We start from the raw sequence: 19,605 nt of genomic DNA, 5'->3' as shown, positions 1-19,605 counted from the left end.
CCCAAAGAAGACAGCTTTTTTGCATCTTTGCCTAAATGGAGGAAAGCACGATGTTAAAAAACAAGACGATTGTAGTAGGTGTGAGCGGAGGCATCGCCGCTTTCAAGACAGCAGCGCTTGTCAGCAAGTTAACACAGGCGGGAGCGAACATTTATGTGGTCATGACAGAAGCAGCCACGAAGTTTGTAACGCCTTTGACGTTTCAAGCACTATCTCGCAATCCTGTTTATACAGATACATTTACAGAACCAGACGCAACAAAAATTGCCCATATTGACATTGCTGACCAGGCAGATCTTGTTTTGATTGCTCCTGCAAGCGCCAATACAATTGCGAAATTAGCGGCAGGCATTGCTGACAACATGCTGACAACGCTTGTGTTGGCAACGAAAGCGCCAGTAGCATTAGCGCCAGCAATGAACGTCAACATGTACGAACACCCGTCTGTACAGGAAAACATGGAAAAACTGCGGTCTTATCATTATCAATTAATTGAGCCTGGTGCTGGTTATCTTGCGTGCGGGTGGGTCGGCAAAGGCCGTATGGCCGAGCCAGAGCAACTGCTCGAACTGGTCGATACGCTTTTGGAAGAGGCGACAGATTTGCGTGGCAAACAGGTAATCGTAACGGCAGGACCAACAAGGGAACCTCTTGACCCAGTTCGTTTTTTCAGCAATTACTCTTCTGGAAAAATGGGGTATGCGCTCGCACAAGAAGCGCGGCGACGCGGCGCTCATGTCACGTTAATAACAGGTCCGACGGCGCTTGAAGCCCCTGTTGGCGTTAAAACGGTCGCCGTACAAACTGCTGAGGAGATGTACAATGCGGTAAATAAGCGCTATCAACAAGCGGACATCGTCATAAAAGCAGCAGCAGTTGCCGATTACCAACCTGTTGACGTTTTTGCCCATAAACAGAAAAAGAACGCAGACGAATGGTCGGTTGCACTAGAGCGGACAAAAGACATCTTGCGTTTTCTTGGCGAACATAAAAAGGAACAAATTCTTGTCGGCTTTGCGGCCGAGTCTGAGCAACTGCACACATACGCCAAAAGCAAGCTTGAGAGAAAAAACCTTGACTTAATCGTCGCGAACAACATTACTACTGAAGGCGCTGGCTTTGATGTTGATACAAATGTGGTCACTGTATTTACTAGAGATGGACAGGAAACGGCTTATCCGCAAGCCTCAAAAAAAGAGGTAGCCAAGCAAATCCTCAATGAACTAGAAGCTTATATGAAAAGGCGTGAAGCGTAAAGTGATTGCCCGTGTCATTGTTGATGTGCCGACAGCACAGACGGACAGGCTATTTGATTACGAAGTGCCGCACGAATGGCGAGCGTTTGCGCGTCCAGGTGCCCGTGTGATCGTCCCTTTTGGGCCTAGGCGCATACAAGGCTTTGTCGTCGCTCTTGAACAAACGAGCGAAGCAACGAAACTAAAGCCAATCAGTGAAGTGCTTGATCCATTGCCAGTGCTTAGCGAAGAATTGTTAGAACTTGGGGACTGGTTGGCAAAAACAACTGTTTGTTACAAAGTCAAAGCGTTTTTTGCGATGCTGCCAGCCGCTTTAAAAACAAAAGTCAGCAAACAAGTTGAGCGTAAAGCGGCACTGGATTTGTTGCCATTGCCGCTGCAAACGTTGTTCGCGGACCACGATGTCGTACCATGGGAAGAAGCACGTAGTCTTATGAAACAAGATTTGTCGCTTCTCAAAACAGCGCTTGACGAAGGGGCCGTCTCGCTCGTTTATAAAGTGACTGAAAAAGGCGCCAAAAAGACAGCGAAACTGGTACAAGCTTTGCCGAAACAAGTAGAGGACATTCCCGAACGTGCCAAAAAGCAGCGGGAACTTTTTTGCTATTTGCAGGAAAATGGCCCACTCCTAACCAAGGACGCACTACAACAGAGCAAAACGACTAGAGCAACATTAAAAGCGTTAATTGAAAAAGGGTTTGCGGAAGAGACGGACGTAGAAGTTTACCGTGATCCGTTGCAACATGAGCAAATCCCTCCTAGCTCCCCTCTGGAATTAACACCAGCGCAGGCAGCGGTGATTGCCCCCATTGAAGCAGCGATTGAAAACGGCCACCATGAAGCGATGCTCCTTCATGGCGTAACAGGGAGTGGGAAAACGGAAATTTACTTGCAAGCCATCGCAAAAGTGTTGGAAAAAGGCAAAGAAGCCATGATGCTTGTGCCGGAAATTTCATTAACACCGCAAATGGTCACACGTTTTAAGGCAAGGTTCGGTGACTTGGTGGCGATTATGCATTCTGGTTTATCGAATGGCGAAAAATATGATGAATGGCGGAAAATCCACCGCAAAGAAGTCAAAGTTGTTGTTGGAGCGCGCTCGGCTGTGTTTGCTCCGTTTACAAACATTGGTCTCATCATCATTGACGAAGAACACGAAACAAGCTACAAACAAGAAGAAACGCCGCGCTACCATGCGAAGGATGTGGCCCTTTACCGGGGACGGAAGCACGAGGCTCCCGTTCTTTTAGGCAGCGCCACGCCTTCAGTTGAATCGTTTGCGCGTGCAAAAAAGGGCGTCTACCGCCTTTTGTCTTTGAGGGAACGCATTAAAGGCCGCCCCCTCCCAGAGGTCGACGTTGTCGATATGCGTGAAGAACTGCGACGTGGCAACCGTTCGATGTTTTCCGGGCAATTGCTGCAAGCATTGCAAGCACGCCTTGAACGCAACGAACAAAGTGTGCTGTTTTTAAACAGGCGCGGCTACTCGACGTTTGTTATGTGTCGGGATTGTGGTTATGTGGCCAGCTGTAGCCATTGTGACATTTCCTATACATACCACCGGGCTGGCAATTCGCTCAAATGCCATTACTGCGGCGATGAACAGCCAATGCCAAAGACGTGCGCAGAATGCGGAAGCGATCATATTCGTTTTTTTGGCTCTGGTACGCAAAAAGTCGAAGAAGAGTTAGCGCGCCTTTTGCCTGAAGCAAAAGTAATCCGCATGGACGTCGATACAACGAGAAAAAAAGGGGCGCATAAACAACTTTTGGAAGCATTCGGGAAAGGCGATGCTGACATCTTATTAGGAACACAAATGATTGCCAAAGGGCTCGACTTTCCGCGGATTACCCTTGTTGGCGTATTAACAGCGGACACGATGCTGCATATTCCTGATTTCCGCAGTGCTGAGCGGACATTCCAACTGTTGGAACAAGTGGCAGGGAGGGCAGGGCGTGACCAGCTTAAAGGCGAGGTCATTATCCAGTCGTATACACCTGATCACTATAGCATCCAGCTCGTAAAAAGCCATGACTATGAACAGTTTTTCGCTAAGGAAATGCAACTGCGCAAACAGGGCAGTTATCCGCCTTATTACTATATGGCACTCTTAACCATTTCCGATACAGAGCTAGCGAGCACGATATCAGCGGCACAAAAAGTTGCCCGTTACTTAAAAGAAAGCTTAAACGAAGAAACCGTTGTCCTCGGACCAGTTGTCTCGCCAATTGCCAGGATCAAAGATAGATATCGCTACCAATGCGTGATAAAATACAGGCATGAACCAAAGCTTCAAGAAATACTTGATACCGTCATGCGCCATTATTTGCGCGATGCAACGAACAAAAAACTGCAAATTAGCATAGATGTAAATCCGCATTTCTTTATGTAAGTAAGGAGTGGAAGTGTTGAAAATTGTGTTTATGGGAACGCCGGCATTTTCAGTGCCGATTTTAAAACGGCTGATCGATACTCATACGGTATTGGCAGTCGTCACACAGCCTGACCGCCCCGTTGGGCGCAAACGCCTGCTAACGCCAAGCCCAGTAAAAGAAGAAGCGCAAAAACATGGAATTCCCGTATTGCAACCGGAAAAAATTCGTAAGCAGTATGAAGACATTCTTGCGTTTGCGCCGGAGTTAATCGTAACCGCTGCTTACGGGCAGATTGTCCCAAAAGCTGTCCTTGATGCTCCTCCATACGGGTGCATCAATGTCCATGCCTCACTGTTGCCAAAATACCGCGGAGGGGCCCCGATTCATCAAGCGATTATCGACGGCGAGAAACAAACAGGCATTTCGATTATGTATATGACAGAAAAGCTTGATGCTGGAGCTGTTCTTTCCCAGCAGGCGGTAGCGATAACAGATGAAGACGACGTGCAGACGATGCATGACAAGCTAAGCGCGATTGGCGCTGACTTGCTTGAAAAAACGATTGTTGCTTTAGAACAGGGTACAATTGAGGCAGTTGCGCAAGATGAGGACAAGGCAACGTTTGCTCCTAATATCAAACGGGAGCAAGAAGTACTCGATTGGCATAAGCCGGCAAGGGCGCTATTCAACCAAGTGCGCGGCATGCGCCCGTGGCCAGTTGCCTACACGCTTATAAATGGCAACCGTTTGAAAGTGTGGGAGGCAAACGAAATAGCAGGGGAGCATGACCGTGAGCCTGGTGAAATCCTAGCCGCGACAAAACAAGGAATTGACGTTGCTTGTGGGAATGGGACGATTTTGCGATTGACAGTTGTCCAGCCAGCAGGAAAAAAAGCGGTGCTAGCAAACCAACTGCTGCAAGGAGCCCATCCGTTCCAAGTAGGAAAGCGTCTCGGTGAAGGGCATGAATAGGCCGAGCGTTCGCGAAGTGGCGCTTGATGCGCTGCTCAAGGTCGAGAAAAACCAAGCGTATAGCCATCTGTTGCTTCATTCGACTTTAACAAACGCCGGATTGGACAAGCGCGACAGCGGACTGCTAACGGAACTCGTTTACGGTACGATTGCCAGGAAGCGAACGCTTGATTACTATTTGGCGCCTTTTATAAAATCGGGTAAAAAACGTGCTTTATGGGTAGATGTACTCTTGCGCCTTTCTGTCTATCAAATGGTATATTTGGACCGCATTCCTGACCGAGCAGTTGTCCATGAGGCGGTTACGATTGCCAACAAACGAGGCCATAAAGGCATTAGCGGCCTTGTCAATGGTGTCCTCCGCTCCATCCAACGGCAAGGATTGCCGGACGTGGGTGCGATTGCTGATCCAATCGAGCGAGCCGCCGTGCAAACGAGCCATCCGCAATGGCTAATGGCTCGCTGGATGAACCAATACGGCGAAAACGATGCGATTGCAATGGCAAATGCCAATAACATTCCCCCTGAAGTGTGTTTGCGCGTCAATAGGATGAAGACAACAGCAGCAGAACTAGTGGCGCATTTAGGGCATGAAGGGGTTGAGGCAGAAACGAGCAAGCTGCTACCTGATTTGGCTGTCATAATAAAAAAAGGCAATCCATTTGTAGGGAAAGCCTACAAAGAAGGACTTTTCACCGCTCAAGACGAAGCGTCTATGCTTGTAGCTAAGCTTCTTGGTCCAGAAGAAGGAATGGATGTCCTTGATGCTTGTGCGGCGCCTGGAGGGAAAACCACCCATATTGCCGAACAAATGAGCGGGACGGGTCATATTTTAGCTCTAGACCTCCACCCTCATAAAGTGAAGCTCATTGCCGAGCAAGCAGCGAGGCTCGGTCTTGAGAACATTGAAACACGTGCAGAAGATGCGAGGACGCTTCAAACAAAAAAACACTATGACCGCGTCCTTGTCGATGCGCCTTGTACGGGATTTGGCGTTATTCGACGCAAGCCTGACATTCGTTGGTCGAAGACAGAAAAGGACGTTAAACACATTGCCAATGTCCAAGCAGCGATTCTCGCCCATGCAAGCCAGTTTGTCAAACAGGGCGGCACGCTTGTCTATAGCACGTGTACCATTGAAAAGGAAGAGAACGAACATGCGATAGAACGCTTTTTAGACACTCATCCACAGTTCGAAACGAATGAACGATTTTATAGAAGGCTGCCTGATCACATTCAAGCAAACGGGCGTTTTAGTCCGCTTGGCTTAACGATTTTGCCCCATGATTTTGGCACAGACGGGTTCTTTATGGTTGCTTTAACACGGAAGTCTTAATGAGCCTGGGCGCAAAGAAGAGACTGCTAAATGAGGTGACGTTTTTGATTGAAAGCACAGCATTTTTAACAGATGTAGGCAAAGTGCGGTCCCATAATGAAGACAATGGCGGCATTTTTGTATCGGCAGCAGGTACGCTTGCAATCGTCGCTGACGGCATGGGCGGCCATTCTGCCGGCGATGTTGCTAGCCGCCTGGCGACAGAAGTAATGGAGGCCGAGTGGCGCAAGGTAAAAGAGCCTCTGTCAGCGTCATCTGCAGAACAATTTTTAAAGGAGGCGTTTGAACACGCCAATGCCTCGATTTTGGCCCATGCCAAAGAGAATCCTGATTGCGAAGGGATGGGCACAACTGCTATTGCTGCTGTCTGTACAGAAGAATACACGACGATTGCCCATGTCGGTGATAGTCGCGCCTATATTTATAATGGAAAGCAGTTGGTCCAGCAAACCGATGACCATTCTCTTGTTGCAGAGTTGGTCCGCAGTGGCCAAATTTCTGCAGAAGAAGCTGACCACCATCCCCGGAAAAACATCGTGCTACGGGCACTCGGTACAGAAGCGCAAGTGAAAGTCGATTCTTTTACGATTCCTTCTGAGTTTATCGATACGCTAATGATCTGTTCGGATGGTCTGTCCAACAAGCTTGCCATTAAAGAGTTGCAAGTCGAGGTCGAGCGCAAAGAGGAGCTGTCTGTCATCGCCAAGTCTCTGATTGCTCGAGCAAATGAACGTGGCGGAGAGGATAATATATCGATCGCTCTTGTCCGTTTTAGCAAGGAGATAGGTGAATAATATGATAGGCGAACGAATTGGCGGGCGTTACGTCGTTTTGGACAGCATTGGCGGCGGCGGAATGGCCAATGTTTATTTAGCGCTGGATGTGATTCTTGATCGGCACGTGGCAGTAAAAGTGCTCCAGCCACAATTCTCGGAAGACGAACAATTTATTAACCGTTTTAGACGTGAAGCCCAGGCAGCGACAAGTCTAGCCAACCCGAATATCGTAAACATTTACGATGTTGGCGAGGAAGACAACGTCTACTACATTGTGATGGAATATGTGCGAGGACGCACACTAAAGCAAGTGATTCAAGAAGAAGGGCCTTTAGACATTGCTGTTGCCCTTGATTACTTTAAGCAAATTTTATACGGTGTCGGCCATGCCCACGCCATGCAAATCGTCCATCGGGACATTAAGCCGCAAAACATCTTAATTAGCGAAAATGGCGAAGCGAAGGTAACCGATTTCGGAATTGCGAGGGCGATGACGTCGGCAACGATTACCCATACCAATTCTGTTATGGGCTCTGTCCATTACTTATCGCCGGAGCAAGCACGTGGCGGCCATGTCACTTATCGATCTGACATATATTCACTGGGCATTGTCTTATATGAAATGGTGACCGGGCAGATTCCGTTTTCTGGCGATACGGCTGTTTCGATCGCAATCAAGCATTTACAAAACGACATACCCTCTGTACGTGAATTGGTGCCAAGCGTCCCTATAAGTGTTGAAAATGTTATTAGGAAAGCGACTCAAAAAGACCCGCTGCAACGCTATGAATCTGCAGAGGAAATGGTCTGGGCTTGCGATGCTGCACTATCAGCGGATGCTGAGGAAGATGTCGCTTTTGTCGAAGACACGGTTAGTGACGAAACGACAAAGGAATTGCCGATTATTGGCGTTTATGCCGATAAACAATTAGAAGATACCATTGCCGTGCCAAGCAAACCTAGTAATCATCAAGAAGAGGCAGAGGGTGACAACGTGCCTGAACCGGAAGCGAACACCACTTCTGATGATGGCAACGGAGTGAAAAAGAAAAAGCGGAAAAAATGGCTATGGTTGAGCGCAGTTGCACTAGCAGTGCTCATCGGGGCGACGGTCCTCGCTTTTACGTTTTGGAACGCGCTTTTCTTCGTTCCTGAGCAAGAAGTGCCTGACGTTGTCAATATGACCGAAGCAGAAGCGGTTGAGGAAATTGAAGCCCGTAATCTACGGGTAGAAACGGAAGAAATCGCCGATGAAAACTACGATGAAGGGCGCGTCGCCAGACAAAATCCACAAGCGGGCCGCGTCATTAAAGAAGGCCAGCCAGTTAAACTGTTTATAAGCGCCTCGAAAGATGAAGTCAAAATTGATGATTACCAAGGGCTAACCCTTTCGTCGGCAACGAGGCTTCTTGAGCAGAAAGGATTTTCTGTAGAGACACAGCCACGGGAAGACAACAGCGAGCCGGAAAACACAGTATTGTCCCAAAGCCCGTCGCCGGACACAATGGCCGTTCCTGCCGAGACGACGGTCGTGCTCACATACAGCGTGCCTGAATCGATTCAGTTGGATGACTTGACGAACCAAACAGAAGATGATGTACGCGCTTATTTTAATAGCGAAGGGTTGCGCGGCTCTTTTTCGAGGGAATACGACGACGAAATCGCGGAAGGGCGGGTTATTAGCCAGTCTCCAGAACCATTGTCAACGCTAGAGAGAGGGGACAATGTGAGCGTGGTGCTATCAAGAGGGCCAGAGCCGCTTCAAGAACAGCCTGGCTCACCTCCAGCGGAAGTTCCCGAGCAGCCTACAGATGAAGCCGAAGACCCTGTAGAAGAAACGCCAACTCAAGGCGAAGACAATGAGGGAGACCCGACGATGGTTTATCGCGTCACGCAAACGATTGTCGTATCAGAAGAACAGCAAGCAGATGGGCAAAGTTTTGACATTCGCATCGTTGGCAAAGATGCCGATTCACAAGGTGATGAACGAGTGCTTGTGGAAGAGACGATTACCGAGACGACTGATTTTGAAATCGATTTGCGTGTAAGTCCTAGCTATACAGGCTCTTACGATGTATATATAAATGATGAATTTAACCGGCAGTCGCAAATCTATACGTACACCGAGGAAGAGGAATAGGCGCAACGGCGACGTATGTGAGCGTTTATTTACAGTCGGAGGGCGTGGAAACGCGCCCTTCTTTCAATAAACGAGCAGTCAGACTTTAAAGAGAACGAGTGGTCGTGAAAATCAAGCAGAAAAGAGAGGGATGGTATGCCAGAAGGACTGATTGTCAAAGCGCTCTCTGGCTTTTACTATGTACAAAGCGAAGGGGCGCTTATCCAATGCCGAGGCAGAGGTGTTTTTCGGAAGCGCAAGCAGACGCCGCTTGTTGGCGACTATGTCGAATTTGAGGCGGAGAATGAAACGGACGGTTATGTGATGGCGATTAAAGAACGGAAAAATCAGCTAAACCGGCCACCTATCGCCAATGTTGACCAAGCGATTCTTGTCTTTTCGGCAAAGGAGCCTGATTTTCATACGCTCTTGTTGGATCGCTTTTTGGTACATATCGAACAACATGACATCAAGCCTGTATTAATCATTAGCAAAACCGATTTGCTTGAGGCGAGTGAACGGGATGCCCTAACCCGGCAAGTGGCGATGTATGAGCAAATCGGTTATCCCGTCCTATATACATCAACGAAACAGGCCGATGATCCTAGCGAATTGCTCCCGTTGTTGGCGAATCAAGTGTCGGTGATTGCTGGCCAGTCTGGAGTCGGGAAGTCTTCGCTATTGAATGCGCTTGCCCCAGAGGCGAAAATTGAAACGAATGAAATATCAAGGCACCTTGGACGGGGACGTCATACAACAAGGCATACTGAACTTTTGCCAATAGGTGAAGGCCTTGTCGCTGATACGCCTGGGTTTAGCTCGCTGGAGTTTACAGACATGGAGGCGGAAGACCTCCGCTTTTGTTTTCCAGAGTTTTTAAGTTTAATGGATGACTGTAAATTTAGAGGCTGCCTTCATGACAAGGAGCCTAAATGTGCCATTAAGGATGCAGTAGAAACGGGGGAGGTTGATTCTTTCCGCTATAAACACTATTTGCAGTTTTTACATGAAATTCAAGATCAAAAAAGGAGATATTAACATGATCAGAGTAGCGCCTTCGATTTTAGCGGGTGATTTTTCAAGAATGGGAGAGACGGTCCAAGCTTGTGACAATGCAGGCGCCGACTGGATTCATGTCGATGTGATGGACGGGCAATTTGTGCCGCCAATCACATTTGGACACCAAATGGTGGAAGCGATCCGCCCTTATACCGATCTTCCATTAGACGTCCATTTAATGGTCGAGCAGCCTGAAAAACAAATTGCGTTTTTTCAGCAAGCCGGCGCCGATTGCCTCAGTGTTCATGTTGAAGCTAGCGCTCATTTGCACCGGACGGTTGCCGCTATAAAAGAAGCAGGCATGAAAGCCGGGATTGTTCTTAATCCTGGCACCCCCGCTTATGCTGCTGAGCCTGTGCTTGCAGACGTCGATTATGTGCTGCAAATGACGGTCAATCCCGGTTTTGGCGGACAATCGTTTATCCCAGGGGCACTTGCTAATATTAAAAAGCTCCGCGCTATGATTGATGAACGCCAGCTGCCAGTGGACATTCAAGTAGACGGCGGCATCAACCCGACGACAGCACAACAATGTGTCCAAGCAGGGGCGACGATTCTTGTTGCTGGGTCGGCAGTGTTTAAAGAAGCCGATTTAGCAAAAGCGATTGCGCAAATCCGTGGGCAGTGAATGGAGCGAATTACCCCCTTATGTTAAAAGCCTTGAGAGGACTAGGAAAACAGGTCTGATTTTTCCTCTTGCTGCATAGTCTAATAATAGCTACGGGTGGACACGTCAAGAAGGCGTTTGACCTCATGAAAGGAGAGCGGCAAATCGGGCTGCTGACTCATTCAAATGACGGGCAAATCTCGGTTTGGCGTGTGCTCGCAAAATTTATTGTTCAGGCGTGCCTGATTGCCAGTGCTTGAGGAGGAGGAGCAATGAAATTTTATACGATCAAGCTGCCGAAGTTTTTAGGGGGATTTGTTCGAGCAATGCTTGGCTCATTTAAAAAAGAATAAGATAAAAAAACACCGCGGCAATTGCGGTGTTTTTTTTGCGTATTTAGACGCGTTCTACTTTTCCTGATTTAAGGGCGCGCGCCGAAACATATACACGCTTCGGCTTTCCGTCTACCAAGATACGAACTTTCTGTACGTTTGCACCAAAGCGACGCTTTGATTTATTCATTGCATGAGAGCGCTTATTCCCAGAACGCGCTTTACGACCAGTTATATAGCATTCACGAGCCATGTAGTGCCACCTCCTTAACATTCTCAACAAAAACACGTAGTCAACGTTACTCAAACATCTTAGCATAGGCCTTTCCATAACGCAATAAAAAAAGACAAGTAAAAAGGCTTGACGCAAATCAAAAGCTTTTAAAATAGAAGGCGATATAGTAAAATGGCGATACGTATGGTTACTATTTGAAGGAGGCAGAGCAATGACAATTGAAATGAAAACGGAGCTTGGTACAGTCGATGTGTCACAAGATGTGGTTGCAACGATTGCCGGAGGCGCAGCGATTGATTGCTACGGCATTGTCGGCATGGCCTCACAAAAACACTTTAAAGACGGGTTAGCGGAGCTGTTAGGAAAAGAAAACTTCCGTCGAGGTGTGATTACCCGTGAAGAAGGGGAAGAACTTCACATTGATATGTACATTATCGTAAGTTATGGCACAAAAATTTCGGAAGTCGCCCATATGGTCCAAACAAAAGTGAAATACGATTTAGAGAAAATGCTTGGGCTTGAAGTGGAATCGGTGAACATTTTTGTGCAAGGGGTTCGCGTCGCGAATCCTTAGGATCGAGAAGGGGGAAGACAAAGTGAGCAAGAAATTGAATGGCGAGACGCTTGCCCATATGTTTATAGAGGGGGCAAGCGAGCTAGCGAATAAAGCGGATGTGGTTGATTCGCTTAATGTGTTCCCGGTTCCAGACGGGGATACGGGAACAAACATGAATTTGACGATCACTTCTGGCGTCAAAGAAATCCAGAAGTCGCAGCAAGAGGACGTGGCTAAAGTTGCTAGCGCTTTTGCAAAAGGGCTTTTAATGGGCGCACGAGGGAACTCAGGCGTCATTTTATCGCAATTGTTCAGAGGTTTTTCCAAAGCGGTGGAACGACATAGCGAATTGACGACTGAACAATTTGCAAAAGCATTGCAAGCGGGTGTTGCCACTGCTTACAAAGCAGTAATGAAGCCAGTCGAAGGGACGATTTTGACTGTAGCAAAAGACACTGCCAAAGCAGCAGAGCAGGCTGCGAAAAAAGAAACAGACTTTACGCCATTTTTAACGACAATCATCAAAGCCGCGGAGCGCTCTCTTGCAAGCACGCCGGACTTGCTTCCTGTCTTAAAAGAAGTCGGTGTTGTTGATTCAGGCGGGCAAGGGCTTGTCTATATTTATGCTGGCTTTCTACAAGCGCTTACAGGTGAGCGGAGACCGAGCTTGTTGGCAGAGCCAAATATAGGCGATTTGATTAATGCAGAGCACTTCCATGCGCAAAATGCCCAGTCTCATATGGAAACGGGCGATATTGAATTCGGCTATTGCACGGAGTTGATGGTGCGTTTTGACCGTGAAAAACTGGAAAAGCAGCCATTTCATGAAGAAGCTTTTCGGGAAAAATTAAGCGAGTACGGCGATTCCCTTCTTGTTGTATCAGATGACGATTTATTAAAAGTGCACATCCATGCGGAATATCCAGGCGAAGTGTTGACAGAGGCGCAAGCGTATGGGCCGCTCATGCAAGTGAAAATTGAAAATATGCGCGAGCAGCACGCACGCCTTACAAATGATAGCCACGGTGGGCATGCCCCAGCATCGGCACGGCCGAAAGCAGAGTTTGCGATTGTGACGGTCGCGATGGGTTCAGGAATCGAGAAATTGTTTAAGGGCCTTGGCGCTGACCAAGTCATTGCTGGCGGGCAGACAATGAACCCAAGCACAGAAGATATTGTCCAAGCTATTCAAAAAGCCAATGCCAAACAAGTGATTATCTTGCCAAACAACGGCAATATTGTCATGGCTGCCAAACAGGCTGCAGAGGTAAGCGAAGCGGACGTTGAAGTTGTGGCGACGAAGACGGTTCCCCAAGGTTTAGCAGCGTTGCTCGCATTTAATCCATCAAACAGTTTGCAAAAGAACGCCGCCGCAATGGCCGAAGCGATGAAGGAAGTAAAAACAGGTGAGCTAACGTATGCAGTCAGGGATACGCAAATGGATAATCAGACGATAAACAAGGGCGATTTTATGGGGATAGCCGACAAAAAAATCATTGCTTGTGGCCCTCGTAAACAAGACGTGGCGAAAAAGCTCCTTGATGAAATGATTGATGAGGAAGCAGAAGTGTTGACCATTATAACGGGCGAAGACGCTACCGCAGACGATACAAGTCAAATTGAAGCTTACGTCAATGAGCGCCATGCCGACATGGAAGTCGATATTGTTGAGGGCGGACAGCCGTTGTACTCGTACATTTTTTCAGTCGAATGATCCATCTGCATACAGGACGAGACCACGGATGGAAGCGCATAAAGAGCATAGACGATAACGGGGAGGGGATCGTTTGGAAAAGGTGAAAATTGTCACAGACAGCACGGCAGACATTCCTAAGGAAGTAGCAGAAGCACATGGAATTACCGTTATTCCGCTCAACGTTCATTTTGGCAATGAGCAATTCGAGGATGGGGTCACGTTGACACCGCCTGCATTCTATGAAAAATTGCAGCAAGCGAGTGAAATGCCGAAAACGTCGCAGCCATCGCCAAACCAATTTGAAGAATTATACCGTAGCCTGGCAAACGATGGCGCAAAGGAAATTATGTCGATTCATCTTTCTGCAAAAATGAGCGGTACTTTGCAAGCGGCTCTAATTGCGAAAGAGTCCCTCAAGGGAGAACTGGATGTTCATGTATATGATTCCAAGCGCGCTTCGTATGCGATCGGGATTATTGTCGTTGAAGTGGCAAAACTGGCGGCAAAAGGGGCTACACTGGCAGAATGCCAAAAGCGCTTTGAAGAGATGCTTGAGCTAACGACTGTCTATTTCTTGGTGGACACACTCGAATTCTTGGAAAAGAATGGCCGGATCGGCAAGGCGTCTGCTCTTATTGGCACGTTGTTAAAAATGAAACCACTTCTTTCCTTGTCAGAGGACGGCGAAGTGTATGCCAAAGAAAAAGTAAGAGGGCAGAAAAAAGCAATCGCCAAGATGCTTGCTTTACTAGAAGAAGCATATGGAAACAAGAACGTCCATGTCGGCATTTCCCATGCTGTCAATGAGACGCTTGCAAATGAGCTGGCCAATGAAGTGAAAGCTCGTTTTCAAGTACAGTCGCTGACAGTTACAGAAATTGGCGCAGTCATTGGCGCTCATGTTGGCCCTGGGACGGTTTCGCTGTCAATGACAGAAGCGGAGCAAAAGTAAAAATCGAAGGCTGCCCATTCCCCATAAGAAGATGGCAGTCTTCTTTTTCCTTAAAAATGGAGGGATGGTAATGAAATATCGGACTGTTTTTGATATTATCGGCCCTGTCATGATTGGCCCCTCGAGTTCTCACACAGCTGGAGCGGCACGGATTGGCAAAGTGGCGCGTGCCCTTTTTGCTGAAGTCCCTGAACGGGCAGATGTACATTTCTACGGCTCTTTTGCGAAAACGTACCGTGGGCACGGAACGGATGTCGCTGTTGTAGGTGGATTGCTTGATTATGAAACGAACGACGAGCGCATCCGTGATGCTTTCCACCATGCAAAAGAAGCAGCAATGGACGTTCATCTCCATGAGGAAGAAGCCGTCGTCCACCACCCTAACACATGCCGGATCAAGCTGACAAAAGGCGATAAACGCTTAGATCTTGTCGGCGTTTCGATTGGCGGAGGCAAAATCGAAATAGTCGAGTTGAACGGTTTTGACCTCCGTTTATCGGGGAACCACCCGGCTATATTGGTTGCCCATCTTGACCGTTATGGCGTGATTGCCGCAGTAAGCAACCTCCTTGCAAAGCATCAATTGAATATCGGGCATATGGAAGTGTCGCGTAAAGAAAAAGGGGAAACCGCGTTAATGGTTATAGAAGTCGACCAAAATGTCGATAAAGCGCTGCTTTTGGAACTAGAGAGGCTCCCTCACATTACCCATGTCTCGAAAATCCACGATTAAAGGGAGGGGATCCGTTTGTTTAAAAATGTCGAAGAATTAGTTACGAAAGCGGAACAGGCCAATATGCCGATTTCAGAAGTGATGATCACCCAAGAAATCGAAGTGACCGGTAGAGAGCGGCGCCAAATTATTGAACAGATGCGCGGGCAATTGCTAGTCATGGAGCAAGCAGTAGAACGAGGGATCCATGAAGACGTCGTATCCGTTTCTGGGCTGACTGGCGGTGACGGCAAGAAGCTGGCTGCTTATGTGAAAAACGGGACAATGATTGGCGGGGAGACGACCCTTTTGGCTGTAGCGGGGGCGATGGCAACAAATGAAGTGAACGCAGCAATGGGGACAATTTGCGCGACGCCAACAGCAGGTTCTGCTGGCGTTGTTCCTGGTGTGCTGTTTGGTGTTGCTCACAAACTGAAGCCTACGGAAGAACAAAAACTCAACTTTTTATTTACGAGCGGCGCGTTTGGTTTTGTCGTCGCAAACAATGCTTCTATTTCCGGGGCTGCTGGCGGGTGCCAGGCCGAAGTAGGCTCAGCAACGGGCATGGCGGCGGCAGCGCTAGTCGAACTGGCAGGTGGGACCCCTCGGCAAAGCGCCCATGCAATGGCAATTGCTTTAAAAAATATGCTCGGCTTGGTGTGTGATCCAGTTGCCGGCTTAGTCGAGGTGCCCTGTGTGAAGCGGAATGCGGCAGGCGCATCCCTTGCAATCACGGCGGCGGATATGGCTTTAGCTGGTATCGAGAGCCGCATCCCTTGCGATGAAGTCATTGATGCGATGTATAAAATTGGTCAAACAATGCCAGAAGCACTGCGGGAGACAGGAGAAGGCGGACTTGCGGCAACGCCAACTGGCCGCAAGCTTGAAGCGGAGATTTTTGGTAGGAGAACGAAACAAACGAAATGAGCATTGGCACCCTTGATGTAACAGCCATAAAAGGCGTTGGCGAAGAAAGCGGAAAATTGCTCAATAAAATGGGCATTTTGACAGTTGGCGATTTGCTTGAGTATTTTCCGTTCCGTTACGAGGATTATGCGCTCAAACGGCCTACAGAAGCAGCCCATGATGAGCGTGTGACAATGGCGGGTAAAATCCAAAATGAAGCGAGCGTGCGCTACTACGGCAAAAATAAAAACAGGCTGACGTTTCGAATCGAAGTGGATGGTGTGTTGGTGACAGCCACTTTCTTTAACCGTGCGTTTTTAAAGAGCAAGCTTCAGCCTGGAATGGACGTGACTGTCACCGGAAAATGGGACGCCCATCGGCTGACCATTACAGGATCTGAATTAAAATTTGGCATCGTTGAACGAGAAGGCAACCTCGAACCCGTTTATCACAGTTCAGGCAAAGTAACAAGCAAGGCATTGCAAAAATGGATTGCTGCCGCCTTCTCTGCGTACGGTAGCCAAATTGAAGATCCGTTGCCTGAAAGCATTCGTAAACGCTATAAGTTGATGGGCAAAGGCGAAGCGCTGCGCCATCTTCACTATCCCTTCAATCGAGAAGCAACGAAGCAGGCAAGACGACGTTATGTGTATGAAGAGCTGCTATTGTTTCAATTGAAAATGCGCGCGTTTAAAGAAGCGATTCGCAACCAGCAAGGCGGGAGGCAGCTTGACGTAAAAGAGGATGATATTGCCGCATTTACTTCTTTATTGCCGTTCCCCCTTACAGGCGCTCAACAGCGCGCGATTGCTGATATTGTGTCAGACATCCGCTCTCCGTTAAGGATGAACCGTCTCTTGCAAGGAGATGTTGGCTCAGGAAAAACAGCTGTTGCGGCGGCGTGTATGGCCGGAGTTGTCGGAGCTGGCGGTCAATGTGCATTAATGGCGCCGACTGAAATTCTTGCTGAACAGCATGCCACAACGATTGAAGCGTGGTTTGAGCCACTCGGCCTGAAAACGGCGTTGCTCGTTGGCAGTGTCAAAGGCAAAAAACGCCGTGAACTGCTTGATCAAATCGCCAAAGGAGAAGTGGATATTGTCATCGGCACACATGCCCTCATTCAAGAAGATGTTGTCTTTTCTGCACTCTCCCTCGTTATTACCGATGAACAGCACCGTTTTGGCGTAGAACAGCGCCGCATCCTTCGCGATAAGGGCGAACATCCAGATGTATTGTTTATGACGGCCACGCCTATCCCGCGAACGCTGGCGATATCGGTTTTTGGCGATATGGATGTATCGGTGCTTGATGAAATGCCTGCTGGCAGAAAGCCAATTGAAACGTATTGGGTCCAGCACGAGATGTTGGAGCGTGTGCTTGAATTTGTGCGCAAAGAAGTCAAGAAAGGCCGCCAAGCATATGTGATTTGCCCTCTGATTGAAGAATCTGAAAAGCTGGATGTGCAAAACGCAATTGACTTTCATAGCATGCTAACTGCCCATTTCCAAGGAGACGCCCAAGTTGGATTAATGCACGGCCGTTTACAAGCAGCCGAAAAAGAGGCAGTTATGGCTGCTTTTGCTCGCAATGAATTGCATATTTTAGTTTCAACAACGGTCGTCGAAGTAGGCGTCAATGTGCCGAATGCAACCGTTATGGTCATTTACGATGCCGACCGATTTGGCCTTGCCCAACTCCATCAATTACGAGGCCGCGTAGGGCGAGGCGATGAAAAATCGTATTGTATTTTAGTTGCTCAACCGAAGACAGAAGTCGGCAAAGAACGAATGCGGATTATGACAGAGACAAGCGATGGTTTCGTTTTGTCAGAGCGAGACCTAGAATTGCGGGGTCCAGGTGATTTTTTTGGTTCGAAACAGAGCGGGCTTCCCGATTTTAAACTTGCTGATGTCGTCCACGATTACCGAACATTGGAAGCAGCACGCCAAGATGCTGACCGTATTTTTAAAGCGAATGTCCTGAAAACAGATCCAGAGTACAGGTTGCTCTATGATTACTTGAAAAAAACAGGCGCCTTCGAAGAAGTCAAGCTCGATTAAAAGGTTGAATCCTACGCTGAAGATCTATATACTAGTCTTAGTACCTAGTCTTAATTCTGAAATGGAAATGTGGAATACAGGCGGTGTGGAGATGAAGATAAAAAAGAAAGAACGGCAACGGCTGTTAATGGAGCTGCTTGAAGGGAACCCTTTTATGACCGACGAAGAGTTGTCGGCCCACTTTGGTGTCAGCATCCAAACAATTCGTCTTGACCGAATGGAACAAAACATTCCAGAACTACGGGAACGCATTAAAGACGTTGCCTACAAACAACGAGACTCGGTTATTGCTTTAGCGCCTGAAGAAGTCTTTGGCGAAATTGTCGATCTTGTTCTTGAAGAGCGTGCCATTTCCATCTTTGATGTTGGGCCGGAGCACGTGTTTGAAAGAAGCGGCATCGCCAGAGGCCACCATTTGTTTGCACAGGCAAATTCCTTGGCTGTAGCACTCGTGAACAATGAATTCGTCCTTACCGCCAAAGCGTCTATTCAGTTTACTAGACCCGTCCGTGCAGGCGAACGTGTCGTTGCGAAAGCAGAAATGGCTGGAAAAGGGAGCGGGCGTACACGGATTCTAGTGACAAGCCATGTAAACCAGGAAGTCGTGTTTACTGGTGAATTCGCGATGTATCAGCAAAACGAAACGGAAGAGAGGCCACAGCAATGAGAATAGCTTTGGATGCCATGGGGGGAGACAATGCGCCTAAAGCACACGTCGAAGCGGCGATTCGGGCGGTTCAGACATTTCCAGAGCTTGAGGTCACCCTTATCGGCAATGAAGAACAAATCAGACCACATCTTACCAACACGACACGCCTAACTGTCATACATACGACTGAAAAAATCGAGGACACGGACAAACCGACAACAGCTGTCCGCCGAAAAAAAGAGGCATCAATGGTGCTTTGTGTAAAAGAAGTAAAAGAAGGCAACGCTGATGCATGTATTTCTTCTGGAAACACAGGTGCGCTCATGACAGCCGGTCTCCTTTATGTCGGGCGCATTAAAGGCGTCGAGCGCCCAGGGTTGGCGCCAACGCTGCCAACGATAGACGGCAATGGCTTTTTGCTCCTCGATGCTGGTGCCAATATGGACGCCAGTCCTGAACACTTACTCCAATACGCAATCATCGGCGATGCGTATCGACGCAACGTCTATCAACAAAAAAATCCACGCATTGGCCTCCTGAACGTCGGCGCAGAGGCTGGAAAAGGCACGGAGCTGACGAAACAGGCGTATCAGCTTCTTGAAAACAGCTCCCTTCATTTTATCGGCAATGTCGAAGCAAGGGATTTGTTTGCAGGCGTCTGCGATATTGTCGTTTGCGACGGCTTTTCGGGAAATGTCGTGTTAAAAAGCGTGGAAGGGACAGCGAAAATGGTTTTCTCACTGCTCAAAGAGCAATTGACAAGCTCATTGCCCGCTAAGCTTGCAGCGGGTATGCTCAAGCCCCAATTCCGCAATCTCAAAGAGAAAATGGATTACTCGGAATACGGTGGTGCTGGGTTATTTGGCCTAAAAGCGCCTGTAATAAAAGCCCATGGCTCATCAGATGCGAATGCGGTTTTTCATGCGATACGCCAGGCGAAAGAAATGGTCGACAATGAGGTGACAAAGACGATCACACAAAAATTAGAAAATGGGGGAGAGTAA

General features: G+C 48.2%; 18 protein-coding genes. 17 read left to right on the top strand and 1 reads right to left on the bottom strand.

The window, feature by feature from the left end; all coding sequences use genetic code 11:
- Nucleotides 1–50: 50 nt before the first annotated feature.
- The 9 genes from coaBC (at nucleotide 51) to spoVM (ending at nucleotide 10,853) form a co-directional block, all read left to right on the top strand.
- Entirely contained in the window at nucleotides 51–1,256 is a 1,206-nt protein-coding gene (gene coaBC / locus V5G21_RS21175) for a bifunctional phosphopantothenoylcysteine decarboxylase/phosphopantothenate--cysteine ligase CoaBC (protein WP_095235920.1), read from the top strand.
- A gap of 1 nt (nucleotide 1,257) precedes the next feature.
- Nucleotides 1,258–3,648, top strand: coding sequence for a primosomal protein N' (gene priA / locus V5G21_RS21170; protein ID WP_095235919.1), 2,391 nt, complete (start codon nucleotides 1,258–1,260; stop codon nucleotides 3,646–3,648).
- Between the two features lie 13 nt (nucleotides 3,649–3,661).
- Nucleotides 3,662–4,603, top strand: a complete 942-nt coding sequence (gene fmt / locus V5G21_RS21165; RefSeq protein ID WP_035201521.1) for a methionyl-tRNA formyltransferase — start codon at nucleotides 3,662–3,664, stop codon at nucleotides 4,601–4,603.
- Nucleotides 4,596–5,939, top strand: a complete 1,344-nt coding sequence (rsmB, locus tag V5G21_RS21160) for a 16S rRNA (cytosine(967)-C(5))-methyltransferase RsmB (protein ID WP_035201721.1) — start codon at nucleotides 4,596–4,598, stop codon at nucleotides 5,937–5,939. The genes fmt and rsmB overlap by 8 nt, the downstream gene beginning before the upstream one ends.
- Nucleotides 5,940–5,983: 44 nt before the next feature.
- Nucleotides 5,984–6,733 carry a Stp1/IreP family PP2C-type Ser/Thr phosphatase gene (locus tag V5G21_RS21155; RefSeq protein ID WP_035201720.1) on the top strand — a complete coding sequence of 250 codons (750 nt, stop codon included), beginning with the start codon at nucleotides 5,984–5,986 and terminating at the stop codon, nucleotides 6,731–6,733.
- A 1-nt stretch (nucleotide 6,734) separates the two neighbouring features.
- Nucleotides 6,735–8,855 carry a Stk1 family PASTA domain-containing Ser/Thr kinase gene (pknB, locus tag V5G21_RS21150; protein ID WP_035201519.1) on the top strand — a complete coding sequence of 707 codons (2,121 nt, stop codon included), beginning with the start codon at nucleotides 6,735–6,737 and terminating at the stop codon, nucleotides 8,853–8,855.
- Nucleotides 8,856–8,990: 135 nt separating this feature from the next.
- Entirely contained in the window at nucleotides 8,991–9,872 is an 882-nt protein-coding gene (gene rsgA / locus V5G21_RS21145) for a ribosome small subunit-dependent GTPase A (protein WP_011247157.1), read from the top strand.
- 1 nt (nucleotide 9,873) lies between these two features.
- Nucleotides 9,874–10,521, top strand: a complete 648-nt coding sequence (rpe, locus tag V5G21_RS21140) for a ribulose-phosphate 3-epimerase (RefSeq protein ID WP_035201517.1) — start codon at nucleotides 9,874–9,876, stop codon at nucleotides 10,519–10,521.
- A 251-nt stretch (nucleotides 10,522–10,772) separates the two neighbouring features.
- On the top strand, nucleotides 10,773–10,853 hold the full coding sequence (gene spoVM / locus V5G21_RS21135; RefSeq protein ID WP_011247155.1) for a stage V sporulation protein SpoVM: 81 nt from the start codon (nucleotides 10,773–10,775) through the stop codon (nucleotides 10,851–10,853).
- 43 nt (nucleotides 10,854–10,896) lie between these two features.
- Here spoVM and rpmB read toward each other — a convergent pair whose 3' ends face one another.
- Nucleotides 10,897–11,085, bottom strand: coding sequence for a 50S ribosomal protein L28 (gene rpmB, locus V5G21_RS21130; protein ID WP_011247154.1), 189 nt, complete (start codon nucleotides 11,083–11,085; stop codon nucleotides 10,897–10,899).
- 193 nt (nucleotides 11,086–11,278) lie between these two features.
- Between rpmB and V5G21_RS21125 the strand changes: the two genes are divergently transcribed.
- The 8 genes from V5G21_RS21125 (at nucleotide 11,279) to plsX (ending at nucleotide 19,605) form a co-directional block, all read left to right on the top strand.
- Nucleotides 11,279–11,641 (top strand): Asp23/Gls24 family envelope stress response protein, encoded by a 363-nt coding sequence (locus V5G21_RS21125; RefSeq protein ID WP_011247153.1) that lies wholly within the window; start codon nucleotides 11,279–11,281, stop codon nucleotides 11,639–11,641.
- A gap of 58 nt (nucleotides 11,642–11,699) precedes the next feature.
- The gene (locus V5G21_RS21120; RefSeq protein WP_051881102.1) at nucleotides 11,700–13,337 is read left to right on the top strand and encodes a DAK2 domain-containing protein; all 1,638 of its coding nucleotides are present in this window, start codon (nucleotides 11,700–11,702) and stop codon (nucleotides 13,335–13,337) included.
- Nucleotides 13,338–13,419: 82 nt separating this feature from the next.
- Complete coding sequence (locus V5G21_RS21115; protein WP_306345003.1) at nucleotides 13,420–14,271, top strand: DegV family protein; 852 nt, start codon at nucleotides 13,420–13,422, stop codon at nucleotides 14,269–14,271.
- 70 nt (nucleotides 14,272–14,341) lie between these two features.
- Nucleotides 14,342–15,004 carry an L-serine ammonia-lyase, iron-sulfur-dependent subunit beta gene (gene sdaAB, locus V5G21_RS21110; RefSeq protein WP_011247150.1) on the top strand — a complete coding sequence of 221 codons (663 nt, stop codon included), beginning with the start codon at nucleotides 14,342–14,344 and terminating at the stop codon, nucleotides 15,002–15,004.
- 15 nt (nucleotides 15,005–15,019) lie between these two features.
- Nucleotides 15,020–15,910 (top strand): L-serine ammonia-lyase, iron-sulfur-dependent, subunit alpha, encoded by an 891-nt coding sequence (sdaAA, locus tag V5G21_RS21105; protein ID WP_035201509.1) that lies wholly within the window; start codon nucleotides 15,020–15,022, stop codon nucleotides 15,908–15,910.
- Nucleotides 15,907–17,952: an ATP-dependent DNA helicase RecG gene (gene recG / locus V5G21_RS21100; RefSeq protein ID WP_095316006.1), complete on the top strand. Its 2,046-nt coding sequence runs from the start codon at nucleotides 15,907–15,909 to the stop codon at nucleotides 17,950–17,952. Before sdaAA ends, recG begins: the two co-directional genes overlap by 4 nt.
- A 91-nt stretch (nucleotides 17,953–18,043) precedes the next feature.
- Entirely contained in the window at nucleotides 18,044–18,619 is a 576-nt protein-coding gene (gene fapR, locus V5G21_RS21095) for a transcription factor FapR (RefSeq protein WP_035201505.1), read from the top strand.
- Nucleotides 18,616–19,605: a phosphate acyltransferase PlsX gene (plsX, locus tag V5G21_RS21090; protein ID WP_035201501.1), complete on the top strand. Its 990-nt coding sequence runs from the start codon at nucleotides 18,616–18,618 to the stop codon at nucleotides 19,603–19,605. The genes fapR and plsX overlap by 4 nt, the downstream gene beginning before the upstream one ends.

This window comes from Shouchella rhizosphaerae (assembly GCF_036700015.1).
GTDB lineage: Bacteria > Bacillota > Bacilli > Bacillales > Bacillaceae_D > Shouchella > Shouchella rhizosphaerae.
This window is presented reverse-complemented; position numbering and strand designations above follow the sequence as displayed.